This window comes from Xanthomonas maliensis (genome assembly GCF_009192945.1).
Taxonomy (GTDB): Bacteria; Pseudomonadota; Gammaproteobacteria; order Xanthomonadales; family Xanthomonadaceae; genus Xanthomonas; species Xanthomonas maliensis.
Genome location: NZ_NSET01000025.1, coordinates 40,240 through 62,594 on the forward strand (window position 1 = coordinate 40,240; position 22,355 = coordinate 62,594).

19 protein-coding genes are annotated in these 22,355 nt (G+C 68.6%); 10 read left to right on the forward strand and 9 right to left on the reverse strand.

Annotation, left to right across the window (positions count from 1 at the left end; genetic code table 11):
* Nucleotides 1-57 precede the first annotated feature (57 nt).
* On the reverse strand, nucleotides 58-303 hold the full coding sequence (locus CKY51_RS08325; RefSeq protein WP_152249093.1) for a hypothetical protein: 246 nt from the start codon (nucleotides 301-303) through the stop codon (nucleotides 58-60).
* Nucleotides 304-471: 168 nt separating this feature from the next.
* Here CKY51_RS08325 and CKY51_RS08330 point away from each other — a divergent pair, with 168 nt between their 5' ends.
* From CKY51_RS08330 to CKY51_RS08340, 3 genes are all read left to right on the forward strand, one after another.
* A complete protein-coding gene (locus tag CKY51_RS08330) occupies nucleotides 472-2,004 on the forward strand; it encodes a DNA recombination protein RmuC (protein WP_031340012.1) in 1,533 nt (510 codons plus the stop codon).
* Nucleotides 2,005-2,383: 379 nt separating this feature from the next.
* Nucleotides 2,384-2,764, forward strand: coding sequence for a hypothetical protein (locus CKY51_RS08335; RefSeq protein WP_031340013.1), 381 nt, complete (start codon nucleotides 2,384-2,386; stop codon nucleotides 2,762-2,764).
* 329 nt (nucleotides 2,765-3,093) lie between these two features.
* Entirely contained in the window at nucleotides 3,094-3,639 is a 546-nt protein-coding gene (locus CKY51_RS08340; RefSeq protein ID WP_022972805.1) for a glutathione peroxidase, read from the forward strand.
* A gap of 112 nt (nucleotides 3,640-3,751) precedes the next feature.
* Here the strand turns inward: CKY51_RS08340 and CKY51_RS08345 are convergent, their stop codons facing one another.
* From CKY51_RS08345 to CKY51_RS08370, 6 genes are read right to left on the reverse strand one after another with little or no spacing between them, the layout of a single operon-like run.
* Entirely contained in the window at nucleotides 3,752-4,816 is a 1,065-nt protein-coding gene (locus CKY51_RS08345) for an MlaA family lipoprotein (protein ID WP_022972806.1), read from the reverse strand.
* A gap of 11 nt (nucleotides 4,817-4,827) precedes the next feature.
* The gene (locus CKY51_RS08350) at nucleotides 4,828-5,124 is read right to left on the reverse strand and encodes an STAS domain-containing protein (RefSeq protein ID WP_022972807.1); all 297 of its coding nucleotides are present in this window, start codon (nucleotides 5,122-5,124) and stop codon (nucleotides 4,828-4,830) included.
* A complete protein-coding gene (locus tag CKY51_RS08355) occupies nucleotides 5,114-5,779 on the reverse strand; it encodes an MlaC/ttg2D family ABC transporter substrate-binding protein (protein ID WP_022972808.1) in 666 nt (221 codons plus the stop codon). Before CKY51_RS08355 ends, CKY51_RS08350 begins: the two co-directional genes overlap by 11 nt.
* Nucleotides 5,776-6,309, reverse strand: a complete 534-nt coding sequence (gene mlaD, locus CKY51_RS08360; RefSeq protein ID WP_022972809.1) for an outer membrane lipid asymmetry maintenance protein MlaD — start codon at nucleotides 6,307-6,309, stop codon at nucleotides 5,776-5,778. The genes CKY51_RS08355 and mlaD overlap by 4 nt, the downstream gene beginning before the upstream one ends.
* Before the next feature lie 4 nt (nucleotides 6,310-6,313).
* Complete coding sequence (locus CKY51_RS08365) at nucleotides 6,314-7,063, reverse strand: MlaE family lipid ABC transporter permease subunit (protein WP_022972810.1); 750 nt, start codon at nucleotides 7,061-7,063, stop codon at nucleotides 6,314-6,316.
* The gene (locus CKY51_RS08370) at nucleotides 7,063-7,854 is read right to left on the reverse strand and encodes an ABC transporter ATP-binding protein (protein ID WP_022972811.1); all 792 of its coding nucleotides are present in this window, start codon (nucleotides 7,852-7,854) and stop codon (nucleotides 7,063-7,065) included. The genes CKY51_RS08365 and CKY51_RS08370 overlap by 1 nt, the downstream gene beginning before the upstream one ends.
* 718 nt (nucleotides 7,855-8,572) lie before the next feature.
* On the opposite strand from CKY51_RS08370, the gene recC reads away from it, so the two are divergent.
* The 7 genes from recC (at nucleotide 8,573) to CKY51_RS22655 (ending at nucleotide 19,317) form a co-directional block, all read left to right on the forward strand.
* On the forward strand, nucleotides 8,573-11,977 hold the full coding sequence (recC, locus tag CKY51_RS08375; protein WP_022972812.1) for an exodeoxyribonuclease V subunit gamma: 3,405 nt from the start codon (nucleotides 8,573-8,575) through the stop codon (nucleotides 11,975-11,977).
* Nucleotides 11,974-15,840, forward strand: coding sequence for an exodeoxyribonuclease V subunit beta (recB, locus tag CKY51_RS08380; protein ID WP_022972813.1), 3,867 nt, complete (start codon nucleotides 11,974-11,976; stop codon nucleotides 15,838-15,840). Before recC ends, recB begins: the two co-directional genes overlap by 4 nt.
* Before the next feature lie 118 nt (nucleotides 15,841-15,958).
* The gene (locus CKY51_RS22820; RefSeq protein ID WP_272944137.1) at nucleotides 15,959-16,084 is read left to right on the forward strand and encodes a hypothetical protein; all 126 of its coding nucleotides are present in this window, start codon (nucleotides 15,959-15,961) and stop codon (nucleotides 16,082-16,084) included.
* Between the two features lie 118 nt (nucleotides 16,085-16,202).
* Nucleotides 16,203-18,254, forward strand: a complete 2,052-nt coding sequence (gene recD / locus CKY51_RS08385; RefSeq protein ID WP_022972815.1) for an exodeoxyribonuclease V subunit alpha — start codon at nucleotides 16,203-16,205, stop codon at nucleotides 18,252-18,254.
* A 98-nt stretch (nucleotides 18,255-18,352) separates the two neighbouring features.
* A complete protein-coding gene (locus CKY51_RS08390) occupies nucleotides 18,353-18,634 on the forward strand; it encodes a type II toxin-antitoxin system RelE/ParE family toxin (RefSeq protein ID WP_022972816.1) in 282 nt (93 codons plus the stop codon).
* Nucleotides 18,635-18,651: 17 nt separating this feature from the next.
* Nucleotides 18,652-18,942 carry a HigA family addiction module antitoxin gene (locus tag CKY51_RS08395; RefSeq protein WP_022972817.1) on the forward strand — a complete coding sequence of 97 codons (291 nt, stop codon included), beginning with the start codon at nucleotides 18,652-18,654 and terminating at the stop codon, nucleotides 18,940-18,942.
* 93 nt (nucleotides 18,943-19,035) lie between these two features.
* Complete coding sequence (locus CKY51_RS22655) at nucleotides 19,036-19,317, forward strand: hypothetical protein (protein WP_238319548.1); 282 nt, start codon at nucleotides 19,036-19,038, stop codon at nucleotides 19,315-19,317.
* A gap of 296 nt (nucleotides 19,318-19,613) precedes the next feature.
* Here CKY51_RS22655 and CKY51_RS08405 read toward each other — a convergent pair whose 3' ends face one another.
* Both CKY51_RS08405 and CKY51_RS08410 read right to left on the reverse strand, forming a co-directional pair.
* Complete coding sequence (locus CKY51_RS08405) at nucleotides 19,614-21,527, reverse strand: M61 family metallopeptidase (RefSeq protein WP_031340016.1); 1,914 nt, start codon at nucleotides 21,525-21,527, stop codon at nucleotides 19,614-19,616.
* Nucleotides 21,528-21,859: 332 nt separating this feature from the next.
* The gene (locus CKY51_RS08410; protein ID WP_022972820.1) at nucleotides 21,860-22,192 is read right to left on the reverse strand and encodes a hypothetical protein; all 333 of its coding nucleotides are present in this window, start codon (nucleotides 22,190-22,192) and stop codon (nucleotides 21,860-21,862) included.
* Between the last annotated feature and the right edge of the window lie 163 nt (nucleotides 22,193-22,355).

A 22,355-nucleotide genomic window follows, 5' to 3' on the forward strand; every position in this document is an offset into this window, starting at 1 on the left:
ACCTCCTTGCGGCGCATGGCCGGCAAGAACGTCGCCGCAGGGCGGGCGTCTTCCGGCTTAGCGCAAGGCAATGACCAAGGAACGGGATGGCGTGCGAGGAGCGGCGATGGCGCCGCTTCGATGCGGGTCGGGGTCCATGGCGATCTCCGGCGAGGTGGGGAATGCCACCGTGATGACGATGGCGGTCAGCGCGCGGCCAGTGCGGGCGTTCGCTCGCCCGCGGTCGCGGCACGCTGCGTTGCGACCGACAAAGTCTGACATGCGCGCCAGCGCCAACCCAGCATGCATGCGGTCGTGGCGCATGCACATCGGCATGCCTCACCTATACCAAGGTATCGCCTCAGTTCTCGCCCCGGCTGCGTTGGTGACCTAGGCCCGTGGCGCAGCTGCTGCGACGCGGGCGGCTACACTGGCGGCATGCAAACCGATCCCCATTTCCTGATCCTGGCCGCCCTGTTGTGCGCGGTCATCCTGTTGCTGCTGGCCGTGCTGCTGCGCCGTGGTGGCGGTGCCACGCTGGAGCTGGCCTTGCGCGAAGAGCAGCGCAGCGGCCGCGGCGAGTTGCGCGAGCAGCTCGAGGGTCTGGCCCGCCAGCAGGACGCACGTCTGGATCTGTTCGCGCGCAATCTGGCCGAGCTGTCCACGCGCGTGGATCAGCGGCTGGAGCTGTTGCGTGACGCGCTTGGCGAGGATGCGCGCAAGGCGCGCGCCGAATCGGCTGCGTCACAGCAGCGGACCGGCGAGCTGCTCCATCAGCGGCTGGTGGACGTGCGTACCCAGCTGGATGCCTTCGGCCAGCAGCAGGACACCCGCATCCAGGCCTTCGGCCAGCAACTGACCGAGCTGATCGCGCGTTCCGACACGCACATGACCGCGCTGCGACAGGCCTTGGCCGAGGATGCGCGCAAGGGACGCGAGGAGGCCGGCCAATCGCAGCAGCGCTCCACCGAGGCCTTGGGGCAGCGCTTGGCCGAGTTGACCCAGCGCAATGAGCAACGCATCGGCGAGCTGCGCACCACGCTGGAACAGCAACTGGCCGCGCTGCAGAACGACAACGCCAGCAAGCTCGAGCAAATGCGCGCCACCGTCGACGAGAAGCTGCAGACCACCCTCAACACCCGCCTGGATGCGTCCTTCAAATTGGTCTCCGAGCGGCTGGAGCAGGTACAGCGCGGCTTGGGCGAAATGCAGCAGCTGGCCACCGGTGTGGGCGACCTCAAGCGCGTGCTGAGCAACGTCAAGAGCCGCGGTGGTTGGGGCGAAGTGCAGCTGGACAACATCCTCGAGCAGACCCTCACCGCCGAGCAGTACGCGCGCAGCGTGCGGGTGCGTCCCGACAGCGGCGAGGCGGTGGACTTCGCCGTGCGCCTGCCTGGGCGTGGCCAGGCCGACACGCCGGTGTGGCTGCCGATCGACGCCAAGTTCCCGCGTGAGGACTACGAGCGCCTGCTCGACGCACAGGAGGCCGGCGACATCGAGCAGTTGCGCATCAGCGGCAACCAGCTCGAGCGCGCCATCCGCGTCCAGGCCAAATCGATCGGCGACAAGTACATCTGTCCGCCGCACACCACCGATTTTGCGGTGATGTTCCTGCCGACCGAGGGACTGTACGCCGAGACCATCCGCCGGGCCGGGCTGGTCGATGCGCTGCAGCGCGAGTACCGGGTGGTGATCGCCGGGCCGACCACCGTCACTGCGTTGCTCAACAGTCTGCAGATGGGCTTCCGCACCCTGGCCATCGAGCAGCGCTCCAGCGAGGTGTGGGGCCTGCTGGGAGCGGTCAAGAGCGAGTTCGGCAAGTTCGCCGGCATTCTGGAAAAGGCGGAGCGGCAGATCCACACCGTCGGCAAGACGCTGGGCGATGCCGGGCGCAAGACCCGCACCATCGAGCGCCGCCTGCGTGGAGTGGAAAGCCTGTCCAGCGAACAATCGCAGGCGTTGCTGGAGCTCGGCAGCGACGATGCCGGTCCCGGCGATGACGAGGCCGGCGACGAGCAGGAATAGCGCCGGCGGCACGCCGTTGCGGCGCTGGTGGCGCGAGTCGCGGGCGTGGGTCGTACGGAGGCCACGGCATAGCGACGCTGGTGCGCCGCGGACGTGTGTTCGTTGGGTGTGGGTGATCGCCACACTTGGCCGATGGTGTGGCCGCTGCTGCAAATCGCCGGTAACGGCGTGGCGGTGCTTGCGCACGAAGACATGGGGGACTGCCGGTGGATTGGCGCGCGTTGATTGCAGGCACGCCTGGCACCCATGCAATGACACGGTTGCCATCCGGCGGCTGGGACCTGGCCGCAGGCAGATGCCGGCACAACTGCGCGCCGCCGCCACGCGCTGCCGACGGTGCCGCTGGCATGCTGGCCGCACCTCGTTCCGGACCTGCCGCATGTTGAATCGATGGATCCCCGCCCTGGTCTGCGCGCTGTGGGTGTCGGCCTGCTCGACGCCGCCGGCCGCGCCTTCTGCCGCGACGGCCGGCAGCACCGCCGCTGCGGCATCGCCAGCAGCCGATGCCGCGGCCTGCACGGCCCAGGGTGGCCAGCTGCGGCCGGTGGGCCGCCTGCAGATTCCACGCTGCGTGGTGCCCTATGCCGATGCCGGCAAGGCATGCAGCGACACATCGGACTGTCGCGGCGACTGCCTGGCGACCAATATCGTGCCGACCGGTACCGCCACCACCGGCACCTGCCAGCGCGACAGCGATCGCTTCGGTTGTCGGCAGCAGGTGGTCGGCGGCAAGGGCCAGGCGGCGCTCTGTATCGACTGAAGTCTTGCATCGACTGGACTTTCGACAGGCCTTGCTGCTGCGGTGTTGAGCAGCGACGCCGTTGCCCTTGACCCGCGATGATCCGGTGCTGCGTGCGCTTGGCCAGGCGCGCGATGCTGCCCGGGAGTGATGCAAGACCGTCATGCTCGCGACCGCAGAGGCGGTGGGGGTCACTCGCCAGCATCGCAGGCTGTCCACAGACCGACTGCAGAGCGCGGCAAAGATCGCGACCGTGCTGCCAGCGCAACGGCGCCCAAGATCGCAGCCCGTGGCATCGCGGGCGTGGGCCGGCGGTCTATGCTTGTCGCTTTCCACCCCAGGACACGCCGATGCACCAGACGCTGTACGACATTCCCGTGACCACCATCGACGGCCAGCCCGCCAGCCTGGGCGATTACCGCGGCAAGGTGTTGCTGGTGGTCAACGTCGCTTCCAAGTGTGGCCTCACCCCGCAATACGCCGGCCTGGAAGCCCTGTACCGCGACAAGCACGCGCAGGGCTTGGAAGTGCTGGGCTTTCCGGCCAACGACTTCAAGGGCCAGGAGCCGGGCAGCGAGGCCGAGATCGCCCAGTTTTGCCAGCTCACCTACGAGGTCAGCTTCCCGATGTTTTCCAAGATCGCGGTGACCGGCGATGACGCCCATCCCTTGTACCAGGCATTGACCCAGGCGCGTCCGCAGGCCACCGGCGACGGCCCGATGCGCGAGAAGCTCGCCGGCTACGGCATCGACGCCAATCCGGCGCCGGGCGTGCTGTGGAACTTCGAGAAATTCCTGATCGGCCGCGACGGCACCGTCATCGACCGCTTCGCGCCCGATGTGCCGGCAGACGATGCGCACCTGCGTGCAGCGGTGGATGCTGCGCTGGCTGCATAGGGCGTGGCGGACTCAGCGCCAGCCTTATCCGCAGTGCTGCAAGAGCCAACGAAAAACCCGGGATCGCTCCCGGGTTTTTCGTTGTGTCGCGTCGATGCATACGCTCGGACGATCAACGTCCCCAGTTCGGCATCGGCATCGCGTCCACCGGCACCGTGCTGTCCTTGTCCTCGCGCAGGTAGTCGGGCAGTTCGTTGTTCTTGTCGCGCTGGCTGCGCAGGTCGCGAGTGATCTGGTAATTACGCCGCTGCAGCCAGGCATCGCGGGTCAGTGCGTATTCGTCCGGTGCCTGGTCGCGCAGCGCATCCAGCGACATCAGCTGGGCGCGCGTATCGACCAACTGCAGGCCCTGCAGGGCAAAACGGGTGCCGCCATCGTCGACCTGGCGCAGCGGCGACAGCGGGATGTCGCCGGCCAGGCCGAAGGTGTCGCGCACCGTCCGCGGCCCGAACAGCGGCAGTTCGAAGTAGCGCGAATTGCGCCAGCCCCAGGCGCCCAGCGTCTGACCGAAATCTTCGCTGCGGCGGGGGATGCCGGCCGCGCTGGCGGGGTCGAACAGTCCGGCCACACCCAGCGTGCTGTTCATCAGGAAGCGCCCCAGCGTCTGCACCGCGAACACCGGATGGCCCTGCAACAACTGGTTGACCATGGTCAGCGGCGAACCGAGGTTGTCGAAGAAGTTGGTCACGCCCAGCCGGGCCGGCTGCGGCACCACCTTGACGTAGGCGTTCGCCAGCGGGCGCGCGACGGTCCGGTCGACCGCCATGTTGAAGCGGTGCATGCCGCGGTTGTAGCGCTCCCAGGGATCGTAGCTCGGCGTCGCGCCGGGCGTGGCAGCACTGGCGTCGGCGCTGGCGCCGGCCTGCGGGGTGCCGCCGCCGTACAGGGCAGCGTAGTCGTCCTCGGCCGAGGTCGGCTGGCCGCCCGCGGCGTCCGTCACCGCAGCAGGCGTGTTGCTGGCGCTCGGCGGTGCACTGACTGCAGCCGGCAGGCTGTCGGCCGCGGCGAACCCGGCGGCCGCCGGCTGCGCGGTGGTGGCGGCATCGTCGCGCACCGGCGCCGTTGTCGGAGCGGCATCGTTTGCAGCGGCAGTCGGTGCGGTGGACTTGGGCGTCTGGCTGGCGCAGGCCGCCAGTAGCAGGCAGGCCAGCAGGGAGAGGGGACGGAGCTGGGTCATGGGGGTGGCGCTCAGGCCTGGAAATCGAGAGTGGGCGACAGGCGATAGGCGGCACGTAGCTCGTCCAGTCCGGACGCCGTGCCCACCACCTGACCGCTGCCGTTGTTGCCGCGCAGACGCGCCGCCAGTTCGGCCAGCATCGCCACCCCGGCACTGTCCAGGCGCTGCACGCCGGACAGATCCAGTGCGGTGCTGCCATCCAGCTGCGCCAGCGCCTGCGGCCAAGCCGCCGTGACTGCCGCACGGTCCAGCACGCCGGTCATCACCAGCGTGCTGCCGTTGCGCTGCACGGTGCTGTTACTGGCCATTGCCAGCCGGCGCGCCGCCGACCTGCATGCTGCCGCTGCGCAGCTCGGCAGCGACCTTGGCGATGCCCTTCTCGCGCAGCGGACCGTCGAACTGGCCCTTGAAGGTCTGCACGTAGGAAATGCCTTCGATCATCACATCGAAGATCTTCCACTGGCCACCGACATTGCGCATCAGGTAATCGACCGGGGTCGGGTCGTTGCCGGCACGCACCAGGTCGGTGGAGACCTTGACGCCGCGGTTGCCCGGCAGCGCGCTCTCGGACTTGGCGCGGAAGGTCGGTTTGCCTTCGAAGTTCAGCAGTGCGGTGCCGTAGCGCTGCATCAGGTTGTCGGCCATCGCGTCGGCGAACAGCTTGATGTCGGCATCGGAGGCGCCGCGGGCGTGCACGCCCAGCACCAGACGCGCCGCATAGTCGCGGTCGAAGGCGCGGTTGAGTTCGCCGTCGATGAACTGACGCAGGGCGGCCGGGTTCTGCTTGAACTCGGCGCGGCGCTGTTCCAGCGTGGTCAGGATGCGGGTGCTGCTGTCGATGACGGTCTTGGTGGCCGCGCCCTGGGCGGGGGCGCTGGCAGCGGCCGACTGCGCCAGCACGGTGGCCGGTGCGCACACCAGCAGGGTCGAGGCAAGGACGGCGGAAAGCAGGGTGGTCTTCATTGATGCGGTTCCGTGGAGGGAGAAGCGGCCGCTGCCGGGGCGGGGGCCTGGTTGCCAGCTGCAGAGTTACCACCGCCGCCGCTGAACATGTACTTGCCAACCAGTTGCAGCAGATCCACCGCCGGTTGGGTGAAGGCGATTTCCTCGCCCGGCTTGAGGGTCTCCGGGTCGCCGCCCGGTTGCAGACCGATATAGCTCTCGCCCAGCAAGCCGCTGGTGAAGATGCCGGCCGAGGTGTCGGCAGGCAGGTCCTTGTACTTGCTGTCCAGCGACAAGGTGACCACCGAATCGAACTTGACCGGATCCAGGCCGATGTCGGCGACCTTGCCGATGGTGACCCCGCCGATCTTGACCGGCGCCTGCGGGCGCAACTGGCCGATCTGGGTGAAGCGGGCGATCAGCGTGTACTGACTGGAGCCGAAGCCCCAGCGCTGGTTGGTCGAGGCCACCGCCAGGACCAACAGTGAGGCCAGGGTCAGCAGCAGAAACGCGCCGACGGCGAATTCGAGTCGTGGTCCACGCATGGCCATGGGGTCACCTAAACAACATTGCGGAAAGGACGAAGTTGAACATCAACACCAGCAGCGAGGCATTGACCACCGCGCGCGTGGTGGCGACCGAGGTGCCCTCGATGGTGGGCTCGGCATGGAAGCCGACGTAGGCGGCGACCAGCGCGGCGGTGCCGCCGAAGATGGCCGACTTGAGCATCGCCACGCCGAAGTCGTCCCAGACATCGACGCTGTTGCTCAGCCCCGACCAGAACGTGCCGTTGTCGATGCCGAGCACGTGCACGGCTTCGAAATAGCCGCCAGTGATCGCCAGCGAACAGAACACCCCGGTCAGCAGTGGAACGGTCAGCACCGCTGCCCAGAAGCGCGGCGCGACCGCCTTGGCGACCGGGTCGATGGCCATCAGCTCCAACGCCTTGATCTGGTCGGTGGCGCGCATCAGGCCCAGTTCGGCAGCGATCGAGCTGCCGGCGCGGCCGATGAACAGCAGCGCGGTCAGCACCGGCGCCAGTTCGCGGTAGAGCGACAACCCCAACAACGTGGACAGCGCATCGGAGGCACCGTAGGTCGTCAACGTGCGGTAGCCCTGCAGCGTCAGTACCAGGCCGACGAAGGCGCCGCCGACGGCGATGATCGGCAGCGAGCGTGCACCGACCTTGTAGATCTCGCGCACCAGCTCGGCGCCCAGATCGCGCGTGGGCAGGGAGCCACGCAGCACGGTCAGCGAGAACAGCCCAGCACGGCCGAGCGACCGGATCGAATCGACGAAGGCCATCAGGCGGCGCTCCGTGCGCGCGGTGCCGCATCGAAGGCGATCGGACCATCCGGCTGCCCATGCAGGAACTGCTGCACCAACGGATCGGTGCTGGCTTGCAGCGCGGCCGGGGTGCCGTTAAAGACGATGCCGCCGTTGGCGATCACCACCGCCTGGTCGCAGATCGGCAGGGTTTCATGCACATGGTGGCTGACGATGATGCTGGTCAGTCCCAGGCTGTCGTTGAGGCGCTTGATCAGACTCATGATCACACCCGAGGCGATCGGGTCCAGGCCGGTCAGTGGCTCGTCGTAGATCATCAGCGGTGGATCCAGCGCCAGCGCGCGCGCCAGTGCGACGCGGCGGGCCATGCCGCCGGACAGCTCGCGCGGCCAAGCATCGGCAGCGGCCAGCAGGCCCACCGCATGCAGCTTCATCTGCACCAGCCGATCGAGCACCGGACGCGGCAGGCGAGTGTGGGTGCGCAGCGGCAAGGCCACGTTCTCGGCCACGCTGAGGTCGGTCAACAGACCATTGCCCTGCAACAGCACGCCGACATTGCGACGCATCTCCAGCAGCGCGCGCGCGCCGCGCGGAATCTCCGCGCCGAACAGCGTCACCGTGCCGGCCACCGGCCGCAGTTCGCCAGTCAGCGCCGCCAGCAAAGTGGACTTGCCGCTACCGGATGGACCCAGCACCGCGGTGATGCTGCCCGTCGGCACCGCCAGCGACACATTGCGCAGGATCGCGCGCCCGCCGCGGTCGATACGGACCCCGGACAATTGCACGACTGCAGACGCGGGTGCGGACATTGGTGCCCTTAACAGAATTCCAACGGGATAGAGTAACCGCCCTGCGGCTGAACATAACCGAACTGGCGCGTGCAGTATTGTCGCATGTCCTTCTCGGACCATGGCTGTAGCGGAGCATGTCGTATGCAACAGCGCGTCTCACCGGTGGGTGCCACCTCGACGCTTCGGGGGAAAGGGATCTGCCTGCGCATGCATGGCGTGCATGCACCAGCACATCGCGAACAGGCAGACCGACAGCGGCCTGACGCCCTGCCAGATGTGTCACCGTCGACGCGCGTCGATCCGCTTTGCACGGAGGGTGCGCGAAGGGGCACCAGTGCCTAGCGAATCTGATCTGATGCGCCGACTGATTGAGAGATCGACGCCTGACGCAGTGATCACCGCTCTGCGTTGCTTGCTGCCGCATTCGACACCGAGGTGAGCAGGCGACCAGAGTGCGCCTCGGGCCAGGAGCAGCGTCGGACGAAGGCCGCGCCGCAATCGGTGTCGCAGATGGGGCCGGTTGCGATTGCCGGCAGGCGGGATGCGTGCGGATGTTGCCAGTCCCGGCAGATGCAGGCATCCGTCCGCTGCAGTCTGGCACCCATAGGGCATGGCGACAGGCGTGAACCCGCCGGGGAGTGCCTGTCGGCATCGCGATGCGTCGCCGGTGCGGAGAGGGCCCTGGCATGCTTGCCGATGCGGTGGCACATCGCGATCCGGCACAATGCGCCCACGCATGCATGCCACCTCCGCGCCCGATTTCCGTCTGTATCCGTCCAACGCGCTGGATACGCTCGCTGCCCTGCTTGCGCAGGAATTGCGTCGGCCGGTGCCTGGGCAGCCGCTGCTGCAGCCGGAGGTGGTGCTGATCCCGCAGGTAGCGATGCGCCGCTGGCTGCAGTCCACGCTGGCCAGCGAGCATGGGGTCGCCGCCAACCTGGAATTCCTCACCCCCGGCGAATTCGTCGCGCGCGCGCTGGAGCGCAATCTCGGCCCGGCCGACGACGATCTGGACATGGCCACCACGCAGTGGCGGTTGTACGAGGCGCTGCAGGCCGACCTGGGCAACGACGCGGCGCTGGCACCATTGGCCGGCTATCTGGCCGACGGCGATGCGCTCAAGCCGTGGGCACTGGCGGGCGAGCTGGGCAATGTGTTCGAGAAGTACCAGGCCTGGCGGCGCGACTGGTTGCTGCGCTGGGAAGCCGGTGCCGATCCGGACGACCCGCAGGCACGATTGTGGCGTGCGATCGCCAGTGGCCGGCAGTACCGCGCCCGCCGCATCGGTCACTACCTGGATCGCCACGCGCGCCCCGACGGACCGCTGCCGCAGGGGCTGCCGGCGCGGCTGTTCGCCTTCGCCATCCTCAACATCTCTCCGGACGTGTTGCGCGTGCTGGCGACCCAGGCGCGAGTGGGCACGCTGCATTTCTACCTGCCCACGCCCACGCAAGGCTATTGGGGCGATCTGCAGACGCTGTGGCAGCGCCGTCGCGAGGCCGGCGCGGTGGCGTTGTTTGCCGAACAGGTGCAGGAACACCCACTGCTGCAGGCCTGGGGCGCGGCCGGGCGCGACTTCATGGCACTGATCGGCGACTACGAAGTGGTGCATCCGTTGGCCGAGATCACGGCCTATGCCGATCCGCTCGACTCCGGTCGTCGTCCGCTGGTGGCCGGCGGTCTGGGCGACAGCTTGCTGCGGCGCATGCAGAGCGACTTATTCCATCGTCGCGCGCCGGCCACGCCAGCGCCGCTGAGCGACGTCGACCGACACGATCCCAGCCTGCAGGTGCACGCCTGCCATACCCGCCTGCGCGAATTGCAGGTGTTGCACGACCAGCTGCGCGCGCTGCTCGACGACCCCCGCTTCGAGCCGCCGCTGCAGCCGCGCGAGATCGCCGTGCTGTCGCCGGACATCGACCCGTACGTGCCGTACCTGGACGCGGTATTCGGCAGCCACGGCAGCGACGACGCCTTGCCGTACGCGCTGGCCGATGCCAGCCCGTTGGCGAGCGAGCCGTTGGCCGACGTGTTCCTGACCTTGCTCAATCTGCCGATCGCGCGCTTCGGCCTGCACGAAATCCTCGACCTGCTGGCCGCCGCGCCGATCGCCGAGGCCGCCGGCCTGGACGAGGCAGGACTGGAGCGCCTGCGCGGCTGGCTGCAGGCCGCCGGTGCGCGCTGGGGCCTGGATGCAGCGCATCGGCGCCAGCACCAGGCACCCGGCGACGATGCCTATACCTGGCGGTTTGCGCTGGATCGCTTGCTGCTCGGCCACGCCAGCGGCGCCGAGCAGGACATCGACGGCGTGGCGCCGTGGCCGCAGCTGGAGGGTAGTGCACTGACCGCGCTGGACACACTGCTGCGGTTGCTGCGCGTGCTGGAGTCCGCACAGGCAGCCTTGGCCGAGCCGATGACGCCAGCGGACTGGCGCGAACAGCTGCTCGAGCTGCTGCAGGCGCTGTTTCCCGGCACGCCTGCCACGCCGCGCGCGCAACGTGCGTTGGACCGGCTGCGCAGCCTGATCGACCAGTTCGCCCGCGACGCGCAACGCGCGCAATACGCCGGTCGCGTGCCGGCCGAGGTGGTGCGTGCGCACTTTGCTGCGGTGCTGGGCGAGTCGGACACGCGTGCGCCGCTGCTCACCGGCGGCATCAGCTTCGGCCGCATGGTGCCGATGCGGCTGCTGCCGTTCCGGGTGATCTGCCTGCTCGGCATGAACGATGGCGATTTTCCGCGCCGCGACCCGGCCGCCGGGCTCAATCGCCTGACCGCCGAGCTGGGCAGCGAACGGCGCCGGCATGGCGATCGCTCCACCCGCGAGGACGACCGCTTCCTGTTCCTGCAACTGTTCGCCTCGGCGCAGGAGGTGTTCTACCTCAGCTATCTCGGCGCCGATGCGCGCGATGGCAGCGTGCGCGAGCCCTCGGTGCTGGTCAGCGAATTACTGGCCGGCGCCGCGCAGTACCATGCCGACCCGGCGGCACGCGACGCATTGGTGGTGCATCACCCCTTGCAGCCGTTTGCCGCGGCCGCCTTCGGTGCGCCGGAGGCCGACGACAGCGACCCGCGCCGTTTCAGCTATCGCCGGCAATGGCGCCCAGCGGTGGACAGCCTCACCGGCCAGCGGCATGCGCTGGCGCCGTGGGTCGCCGGCGCACTGCCTGCCGCCGGGCTCGCCTTGCCCAGCCGCATCGCCATCGACGACATGCGGCGGCTGTTCGCCGACCCGGCCGGCCAGTTCCTGCGGCATCGGCTGGGCATGCGCCTGCCCGATCCGGCCAGCGAAGACAGCGATCTGGAGCCACTGCTCGCACCCACCCGCGGGCTGGATCAATACGGCTTGCAGCAGCAGGTGTTCGGCGCCGCGCTGGCCGATGACGTGGACGGCCTGTACGAACGTCTGCGCGCGCGCGCGCTGCTGCCCTCCGGCCCGCTCGGCCGCCGCCAGCTCGACGAGCGGCTGGCGCAACTGCGCCCGTATGCGCAGGCCTTTCGGCAATGGCGCGGCGATGCCGCGCCACAGGCGCAGCGGCTGGAAGTGCAGTTGGGCGAGATCGCGCTGCATGGGCGCATCCCCGGCTGGTATGCCGCTGGCGTGGGCCGCGTGCAGGTGGGCCCGCTCAGCGGCCGCAACGTGATCGGCCACGGTCTGGAATGGCTGCTGCTGCGTGCCGCCGGCGAGCACGCCCCGTATGTGCGCTTCTTCGAGCACGACGATCACCTGGGCCCGCATCCGATGGATGCCGCGCCGCTGTCGCAAGCGCAGGCGCAACGCGCGCTGGGCGAGCTACTGCAGCTGTATCGGCAAGGCCTGCAGGCACCGCTGGCGTTTGCGCCCTACAGCAGCTGGAAATACCACCAGGCCGCGCGCAGCGAGGACCTGGACAAGGCCATCAAGGACGCCGCCGGGCAATGGCAGGCCAGCTTCGGCTGGAGCGAAGCGCAGCGCCCGGAGTTGCGCCTGGTCCATCGTGGCCGCGACCCGTTCGCCGATGCGCGGCGCTTCGTCGACTTCGCCACCACCAGCCATCGTCTCTACAGCCTGCTCGAACAAGGCGATGCCGACGTCGCCCTCGACCATGCGCGGCTGATCGACAGCTGGCGGCACTGGCAGGGCACGCAGGAGGACGCCGAGTGAGCACTGCGGCGGCGACCGATCCCTACCTGCAACTGCCGCTGCATGGCGTGCGCCTGATCGAGGCCAGCGCCGGCACCGGCAAGACCTTCACCGTGGCCACGCTGTTCACCCGCCTGGTCGTCGAGCGCGGCCTGCGCATCGGCCAGATCCTGGCGGTGACCTTCACCGATGCCGCCACCCAGGAACTGCGACGGCGTCTCCGCGAGCGCCTGGTGTTGGCGGCCACCCTGGTCCCCGACGCCCCCGTAGGAGCGGCCCAGGCCGCGACCGACCCGCAGGCGGCCCACGCCCCACCAGATTCCGTAGGAGCGGCCCCGGCCGCGACCGAACCACCGGCAACGCAGTCACCCGACGCTCCATCAGCTTCGGTCGGAACAGCCCCGGCCGCGACCGATCTCGCCAACGACCCGTCGCGGCCTGGGCCGCTCCTACGCGACGCGCCCGACGTCCTGCTGACCCGCGCCATCCTCACCGCGCATCTGCTCGCCAGCGGCGAAACCCCGGCCGCACTGCGGCGCCGCCTGCAACAGGCGGTGGAAGAGATCGACTTGGCATCGGTGTTCACCATCCATGGCTTCTGCGCCCGCGTGCTGCGCGAGCACGCACTGGAAAGCGGCCAGGCGTTTGCCGCGCCGCAGTTGCTGGCCAACGATCGCGAATTGCTCGCCGAAGTCGCCGCCGACCTGTGGCGCCAACGCGCCGCCGATGCGGCGATGGCCGAGGATCTGATCGCGCTGTGGCAGGGCGGCCCGCCGGCCCTGGCCGCCGATCTGCGCGCGCTGGTCCGCCACCCACAGGTGCTGCCGGCCGTGTCCAGCGGCGATGACGCTGCCGACGCGCTGCTGCAGGCCTTGCACGCAGCCAGCCATGTGTTGGCGAGCGCGTTTCAGGCGCATGGCACTGCCTGTTTCGAGGCCATCGCCTCGGCCATCGACGCCGGCATCCTCAGCAAGGTCAGCTACAGACCGGAGTGGCTCACCGCGTTGTGGCATTGGCTCGACACGTTTGCCGCCGCGCCGTCGGCCGCCGCCACGCCGCATCCCAAGCTGGCCAAGTTGCATGCCGATGCACTGACCGCCGGCACCAACAAGACGTTTGCCGGCCGCACCCCGAGCTCGCCGCTAAGCCATGCCGTCGACGGCTATCTCAACGCGCTGGCACGGGTGGAGGCATGGCGCAGCCGTCGCCGCATCCGCTTGCTGCATGCCTTGCGCGGCGATGCGATCGCCCGCCTGGCGCTGCTCAAGCGACAGCGCCGTGTGCAGACCTACGACGACTTGATCGATGGCGTGGCGCAGGCGTTGGAAGGCCCGCAGGCCAACGTCCTGGCCCGGCAGTTGCGCAGCCAGTATGCGATCGCCTTGGTGGACGAATTCCAGGACACCGACGATCGCCAATGGACGATCTTCTCCAATGTGTTCGGCGAAGGCCCCTTGGCCCGCGCCGCCGGCCTGCCGCCGGCGCTGTTCCTGATCGGCGATCCCAAGCAGGCCATCTACGGCTTCCGTGGCGGCGATGTGCGCACCTATCTCGCTGCGGCGCGCACCGCCGAACCGGCGCCGCCGTTGGGCCACAACTTTCGCTCGCGGCCCGGCGTGCTGGCGGCGATCGATGCGCTGTACGCGCAGGCCGGCTATCGCGAGGCCTTTCTCACCGATGGCATTGCCTTCCATCCGGTGCAGCCGGGCACCAAACGGCTGCAGACCGACCTGCAACGCGCCGGCGCCACCGCGCCGGCGCTGACGCTCTGGCGCGCGCCCGAACCGCCGCCGCCCGCCAAGGGCAAGCCAAAACCCTGGAGCGCTGGCCGCGCCCGCGAGCTGGCCACCGCCGCCTGCGTCGCAGCGATCCGCGGCTGGTTGGCCGAGGGCCATGACGGCACCGCCACCATCACCGGTCGCCCGGTGCAGGCCGGCGACATCGCCGTGCTGGTGCGCAGCCATGGCGAGGCCACGCGCATCCAGCAGGCGCTGGGCGCGGTGGGCATTGCGGCGGTCGCCGCGGGCAAACAAAGCCTGTTCGCCACCGACGAGGCGCTGGAACTGCTGGCGCTGCTGCAGGCCTTGCTCGATCCCGGCGACGACAGCCGTCTGCGTGCCGCCCTGGCCACCGTGTTGATCGGCGAAGATGCCATCGCCATCGCCGCCTTGGAGCGCGACGGCGAACGCCACCGGCGCTGGCAACAGCAGGCGCTGGACTGGCGCGAGCGCTGGCAGCGCGGTGGCCCGCTGGCATTGATCGGCGAGCTCGGTGCCGCGCAAGGGCAACGCCTGCTCGCGTTGGTCGACGGCGAGCGCCGGCTCACCAACTACCTGCAGCTGGCCGAACTGCTGCAGGAGGCCGATGCGCGCGCGCTCGGCCCGCATGGTCTGGTCGACTGGCTGGCGCGTCGCATTGCCAATGCCGACAAAGACGACGACGCCCAGCAACTGCGGCTGGAGTCGGATGCACGCCGCGTGCAGATCGTCACCCTGCACAAGAGCAAGGGCCTGGAATACCCGCTGGTGTTCTTGCCGTACATCGGCATCGGCCGCACCGACAAGGGCGCCGGCCGCCATTGCGTGGTGCATACGCCCGACGGCAGGCGTCAGTTGCAATGGAACGTGTCCAAATGGAGCCAGGATAAGGACGATCCCGCATGGAGCGCCGCCGAGGCCGCCTGGAAGCAGGAACAACGCGCCGAGGATGCACGCTTGCTCTATGTCGGCCTGACCCGCGCCGAGCACGCCTTGTGGATCGCCACCGGCCCATTCCATCGGCACGAGCGCACCGCCGTGGCCGGCATGCTGCGCGCGCTCGACGCGCTGCAAGCCACGGCAGGCGCCGACACGGTGGTGGTCGACACCGCCATGCCGCCAGCCAGTGTGTCGCGGTTGCCGCCGCCGAGCGAGGCGCAGGTGCCACCGGCGCGGGTGGCGCAACGACAGATCGCCCCGGAATGGTGGGTCTATAGCTTCACCCAACTGGCCAACGCCGATGCCGGTGCCGCCAGCGATCCGATGGCCAGTGCCACCGTGGTCGGCAGCGGCGGCAGCGACGAACCGGCCGCCAGCGACGTGGCCGCCGTGGCGGTCGCCAGCGAGGCCGAGCCGTTCGATCCGCGCTTTGCCGGTAACCGCTTCGGCGTGGTGATGCACGACGTGTTCGAGCGCTGCGACTTCGCCGCCTGGCGCGACTGGCAGCCGACCCAGGCCGCGCCCGAGGGCCAAGCCGCACCGATCCTCGAAGCGCTGCAACGCGGCGGCTATGCCCAGGACGAACTGGCCGATGGCTTGCGCATGCTCACCGCGCTGATCGGCCACACCCTGACCGTGGTCCTGCCCGAAGGCACCACGCTGGCCGCCGTGCCAGCGCCGCAACGCCGCAACGAGATGGAATTCCATTTCGCCATGCGCCCCACACGCATCGATGCCTTGCTGGCGCTGCTGCATCGCTTCAACGTGGTCAGCGACCGTCAGGCCTTCGGCGCGCGCCAGCGGCTGGAAGGCCTGATGACCGGTCTGATCGACCTGACCTACAGCGTCGATGGCCGCTGGTACGTGCTGGACTACAAGTCCAACCGCTTGCCGCGCTATGACGCCGACAGCCTGGCGCGCGCGATGGCCCATAGCGAATACGAACTGCAGGCGCTGATCTATACCGTGGCGCTGCACCGCTGGCTGCGCTTCCGTCTCGGCGATGACTATGACTACGAGCGCGATTTCGGCGGCGTGCGCTATCTGTTCTGCCGTGGCCTGGACGCGGCCCGTCCCGCGGTCGACGGCACGCCGGCGCCCGGCATCCACGCCTGGCGCTTCGCACCGGCGCTGGTGCAGTCCCTGGATGCGCTCTTCGCCGGCGCGTCGGCCGAGGCACTCGCATGAAGCCGCGCGCCGATCTGTACGAACAGCGCCGTCCATGCGCGTTCGATCATGGCCACGTGCCAAGTCTGACCCACGCGCTGCGTGCACTGTGCGCCAGCGTAGCTACGGAGGTCGTGCCATGAGGCTGCGTGCCGATCTGCACGTCAAGCGCTCCACAAGTGCGTTCGATCATGACCATGTGCCAGGCTTGACCCACGCGCTGTGCACCTTGCGCGCCAGCGCAGCTAGCGAGGTCGTGCCATGAGGCTGCATGCCACTCTGCACGTCAAGCGCCCTGCAAATGCGTTCGATCATGGCCGCGCGCCAGGGTGGACCCACGCACTGTGCGCCCTGTTCGCCCGCACAGCTGCCGAGGCCTTGGCATGAGTCTGCTCGCCGATCTACAGGCCAAGAACCATCTACGCACGCTCGACCACGCGTTCGCGCAGAGCCTGCGTCGGCTGCGTCCGGACACGCCCGATACCGTGCTGCTGGCCGCTGCGCTGGCCTCGCTGGCCGTGGCCAATGGCCATGCCGGCCTCGATCCGCGCCGCCCACGGCTGCTGGTCGATGCGGACGTCGCCTGGCCGGCTGCCGACGCCTGGATGGCCCAACTGCAGGCCTCGCCGTGGATCGCCCAACCCGAGGATCCGCTGGCTGCTGCGGCCAGCGATGCACCCCTCGTCCTTGAGCACGGCCTGCTCTACCTCCGCCGCTATCGCGAATACGAAGCCCGCCTGGCCGCCGGGTTGACCCGCATCGCGTCACACACGTTGCCAGCGACCGAGAGTGCTGCGCTCGCTGCGGTGTTTGCTGCGCTGTTTCCCAGCGCGACCACCGGCCAGGATCGCCAAGCCCAGGCCGCCGCGCTGGCGCTGCGCCGCGCCCTGCTGCTGATCACCGGCGGCCCCGGCACCGGCAAGACCACCACCATCGCCCGTTTGTTGCTGCTGCGTCTCGCCCAGGCGCATGCCGCCGGCCAACCGCCCCCCCGCATCGCGCTGGCCGCGCCCACCGGCCGCGCTGCCGAGCGCATGGCCGAAAGCCTGCGCATCGCGCTGGCGCGCGCGATCGAGCAGGGCTTGCCCGCAGAACCTCAAGGCGCATCCCCTCTCCCGCCTGCGGGAGAGGGTGCCCGCAGGGCGGGTGAGGGCACCGCTCCTACCGACGTCTCCTGGCACAGCGCCCTGCCCACCGGCGCCAGCACCTTGCATCGCCTGCTGGGCGTGATTCCGGATTCTCCGCACTTCCGTCACGACGCCGACAACCCGTTGCCGTTCGACCTCATCGTCGTCGACGAAGCCTCGATGGTCGACCTGCCGCTGATGTGCAAGCTGGTCGATGCGGTGGCCGATGGCACCCAGCTGATCCTGCTTGGCGATGCCGACCAACTGCCCTCGGTGGAAGCCGGCGACGTACTCGCCGCCATCCTGCAGGCCGCCGGTCCCGGCGACACGCTGCCGCCGGACGATGCGCGCGCGCTGCAACCCTTGCTGGGCAGCGCGCCCGTGACCGCCCCAGCCGCCAGCACACCCGCCGGTCACCTCGCCGGTCACCGTGTGCACTTGCTACGCGGCTACCGCCAGGCCGCCGACTTCGCCCTGGCGCCGCTGGCCGATGCCGTTCGCATTGGCGATGCCGACACCGCACTGTCGCTATTGCGCAGCGGCGCGCTGCCAGGCGTGCACTTCCACGAAGACGGCGATGACCCATTGAGCCTGGGCCGTGACGCCTTGCTCGCCCACTGGCACGCGCTGACCGCGACCAACGATCCGGCCGATGCCCTGCGCCAGGCCGGCCGCCTGCGCTTGCTCACCGCGGTGCGCGCCGGCCCGCAAGGCGCGCGCGGCCTCAACGCCCGTATCGAACAACTGCTGGCCGAAACCGGCTCCGGTGCCCGCCGCCTCGGTGCGGCCTCGCCCTGGTTTCACGGCCGCCTGCTGCTGATCACCGAAAACAGCTATCGCCATGGCCTGTTCAACGGTGACGTCGGCATCTGTCTGCGCAGCGAAGCCAGTCCCGCTTCGGCACGTGACCCGCAAGCCACCCTGGTGGCCTGGTTCGACGGCGATGGCGACGGCCAGGTGCGCGGCTTCCACCCCGCCGCGCTGCCGGCGCACGAAAGCGCGTTCGCCATGACCGTGCACAAGGCCCAGGGCAGCGAATTCGACGATGTCTGGCTGCAACTGCCCACCCGCGACGCCCGCGTGCTCAGCCGCGAACTGCTCTACACCGGCAGCACCCGCGCCCGTCGCAGCCTGCACCTGTGCGCAAGCGAAGCCGTCATCCGCAGCGCCCTGGCCCGCCACGCCGCACGCATCTCGGGCTTGGCGTGGCGGTTGGGGAGCAAGGGCGATACGTCGCAAGCCAGCGTTGCGCCCGAGCCAGCGGCAGAGCCGCCTGCCGGCGAGCCGGTGCAGGGTGCGTTGTTCTGATGACAGCAGCGCACCGCAAGCCACGAGTTCCCGTCAATAAGTCGCTTGAGTGAATATAACGCGTTGCGTTATATGGCGGCTTGCGTTATGGTTTGCCAATGATCAGGAGCTTCGCCGACAAGCAAGCCGAACAGATCTGGTCGGGTGAGCGTTCCCGCCGGTTGCCTGCCGACATTCAGTCGGTCGCGCGCCGCAAGCTGCGTATGCTCAACGCTGCTGTGCAGCTGGACGACCTACGCATTCCACCGGCAAATAGGTTGGAAGCGTTGAAGGGCACGCGGCGTGGTCAATACAGCATCCGGATCAACGATCAATGGCGCATTTGCTTCCAATGGATGGATGGCGATGTCTTCGGGGTCGAAATCGTCGATTACCACTGAGTACAAGGCATTTACCGATGGCAGCCCTACCGAACATCCATCCTGGTGAAATTCTGCTTGAGGAGTTTCTTGAGCCGCTAGGTATTAGCCAGAACGCGCTGGCCCGCGCAACGGGCGTGCCGCCGCGGCGCATCAATGAAATCGTATTGGGCAAGCGGGGGATCACCGCCGACACCGCCGTGCGCCTGGCCGCAGCGCTGGGTACCAGCGAGCGATTCTGGCTGGGCCTTCAGGCCGACTACGAACTGGAAGAAGCACATCGCGCATTGGGCGACCTGCCTGCGCGGATCAAACGGTTGGCAGCCTGACGGGCACGCGTTTGCCATGGCTGATCATCGCGTTGCCTGCTACAACGGCGACTGCCGATAGTTCGACGGCATTCGTCCCACAGGACCGCACCGATGGATCGACGTCGTCGTAAACGCATGCAGCGTTACTGGGCACGCGCAGAAGCGAAGGCGTACGTTGCGATCGACCGGCTGGACGCGGATCGTTGGTTTGACCTGTGGCACACACACCTGGACTGGAAGGGCCGCGGCCGCTCCTGCAGCGAGAACCGACGCATGGTGAATGCAGCGACGGTGCGGGTGTTGAGATACCTGGAGGCACGCCTGGCGCATCGCGGCACCGCCGTGCAGGTATGGGCGGACCTCAGCCCCGACACGATGAATACTGGGATCTAAGCCCACTCGGCCAACCCGAATGGCTCCACGTTTCCTGCCACATTTCCCAACCTCGACTGGCGCCAGCCGCTGCCCGCCGAGGTCGCTGCGGCCGTGCCTACGACCCACCGCGCAGGAACTGCCTCGTCCGAGGGCGCTACCTGGCATATCGTGCAGCGCCGGCCCGAGCTGGTCGTGGCGGAAACTCACACCGCGTCTGCGTTGCGCGCAATCGATGCGCCTAGTGGTCCCGGGCACTGACGAGAGCCACGTCGTGCGCCAGCCCTAAAGACAAGCGCCCCGCCTGCCGCGCACTCTCAACGCGGCGCCAGCAGGCTCGCCAAGGTATCCGGCCGATCTGCAATCCGCTGGAGTCTTGGGTAGCGCAGCGGCCCGGCGTAGGGGATCGTCACCTCCGCGCGCTGTTCGTCCTGCGCGGTGCCAAGCACGAGCGGGCGATGGGGCGAATTGCGTACGGCATCGCGCAGGACTTGCGGATCGAAGCGTGCACCGTTGACGGTCAGCAGGCGCGTGCCTGGCCGCAGTCCTGCCACGAATGCCGGGCCGTTCCAGGCGACCATGCGCACCAAGCCGTCGCCCCGAACCGTCAGTCCGATCGAATAGCGGAGATCGGACACGCCTGCTTCCACTTCGCTGGCGCGGAACGTCGCGGTCGGTGTGTCGGTATAGATCAGCGCCCAGCCATGCTGGGTCAGGCCGCGCGTGGGATCCAGTTCGTCGTGGGCATCGATCCAGCCGTGCAGAACGTCGGCCCAGTTTGCCGGCGCCACCGCGTTCAACGCGGCGCAGATGTCCTCGAACGTATAGGTGCGCGTGGGCGCGTCCGGACTGGCACCGGCAAAGAAGCCACGCGCAAAATCATCGATGCTGCGCCGGCCTGCACTGCGTTGCCGCAGCTCGGCGTCCACTGCCAGCCATAGCATCACGCCTTCGCTGTAGTAATCGCGCCGGCGCTGCCAGTCGCGCCACGGCACCGGCTGGTGCAGCATGAAGGCCGGGTAGTGCACATCGTCGGACAGCGAGCGCCATGACCGCCCGGGCCGCATCGCGACCTCGGCTGCGTCGATGGCCAGGCGGTCGCGCACCTCGTCCGCACTGAGCTGGCCCGCGCGCGTGGCCAGCACGCGTCCCCAAAACTCGGTCTGGCCTTCGTACATCCACAACAGGCTGCCGGAGACCGGCACGTTTGGGGTGGGCGCCCACAGATCGGCCGGCGTGCGGTACAAGCCGTTCCAGGCGTGCACGATTTCATGCGCGATCAGGTCGCGGGACAGCAGCTGGCCCGGCCAGTCCTGGAAGTGCGTCGACGCCAATGCGTGCTCGCTGGACGCGCGATGCTCGGTACCGCCGGAGGCCCCATCGTCACTGAGCCGCGCAAGAATGGCGTAGCGCGCGAACGGCGGCGGGCCAAACACCGCGCGAATCTGCGCGATCAGCGCCTGCAATTCCGCCACCCGTGCCGTCGGCACCTGCAGGTCGCCCGGCCGCAGCGCAACCAGGTCGAGCGACACGGTCCCGGCACCGGTGTCGGCCAGCGGCAGCTGTGTGGTATAGCGGCCCGCCAGCACGGGCGCGTCCAGCAAGGTCTCCAGCGATGCCGTCTTGAAGCGATAGTGCGCGCCCTGCGCGTGCTCCACGTCCAACGCGCTGAACGCACGTAGCCCCTCGGGCAGCGTCAGCGTCGCCGACACGGGAATGTTTCTGGCATACCACCCGGCCGGATAGAGCAGCAGACGCTGCCAAGGCACCGAGATGCTGTCGCGCGTCAGCAGATCACCGCCGCCCACCATCTGGAAGCGCACCTCGATCGTGTGCGTCCCGGCTGGCACCTCCACGTGGAAGGCATGCGGTGCGTAGGCATCGCGCCGCCAACGCAGGCGACGCCCCGCGGCGCTGATCTGAAGGCCGGCCACATCGGTGACGCTGAGGCTTGGTCCGTGGCTGGCGGCTTCCCAGCGTGGATACAGCAGCGTGACTGCGCGATCCGGCCCGACGGGTACGCGCTGCCGGACCTCGAAGATCCGTCGCGCCACGTCGGACGCATCCACGTGCACGTCCATCACGCCGGCAAACGCGTGATCCATCGGTAGCGCCACCGTCGGCGACGGCGCCAGGTAAACGGGACCGGCGCTGGACTGCGCAAACCCGGGAGTCGCAACAACAGCAAGCACAACCGACAGCCATAGCGTGTACCGAAAGCGGATCGTCATCGCGTCTCTTGAATGGATGCGCGAGGCGCAACCGCAACGAAAGGCGCTGATCCTATCCCGCCTGGAAAACCCGCAGGCGTCGACTCGGTGCACTGCAGGTTGCGCCTGCTTCGGTTGCGTTCACGGCGACCTGCAAAAGGGAAGCGAAGATCGTGCGCAGTCGCTGGACGTCGCAACAACTGCTGTCGCTCGCTGTCATTGCCGGCAGACGCCGTGCTCAGGAGCATGCTGGCCAAACCGGGCCGCGTGCGTCACCGCACCGGCATCACCCACAGTGACGCCGTCAGCAAACGCATGACCAGACCCGCAGCGCGGGCCTGGTCGTGATGCTTTTACTTGGTCTGCACGCGCTGGTACTGCTCGCCGCCGGTATTGAGGTGACCGTTGGCCTCATCGATGACGAAGTTGACCGTCTCGCCGTCGTTGGTGACCTGCAGCGCCCCGTCCTTGTACACCGCCGGATAGCTCTCGGTCTTGGGCTTGCGGCTGAAGAACCGTGGCGTCGTGCTGCGCACCATGAAGGCGTCGCCACTGCGCTCGATATCCATGGTCTCCTCCTGCGTCTGCACATTGACCCAGTGACCGACGAACTTCTCACCTTCGACCTTGGCGCAACCGGCCAACAGCAGCGTTGCAGCCAGGGCGGCACCCATCCACTTCATCATCGTCCGTTCTCCAGTTGAGGCTGGCGCGAGCATGGCGGGTGGGGGATGTACGGGAGGTCAAGGCGTGGTTTGCCGCCTGAAGGGAGAGTTCGTTTGTTGGAGTGAGCGAAGTAGGGGTGTCCCCGGCCTAGGTTGGCCGCCTTGGTCGCCTACAGTTCAAAGG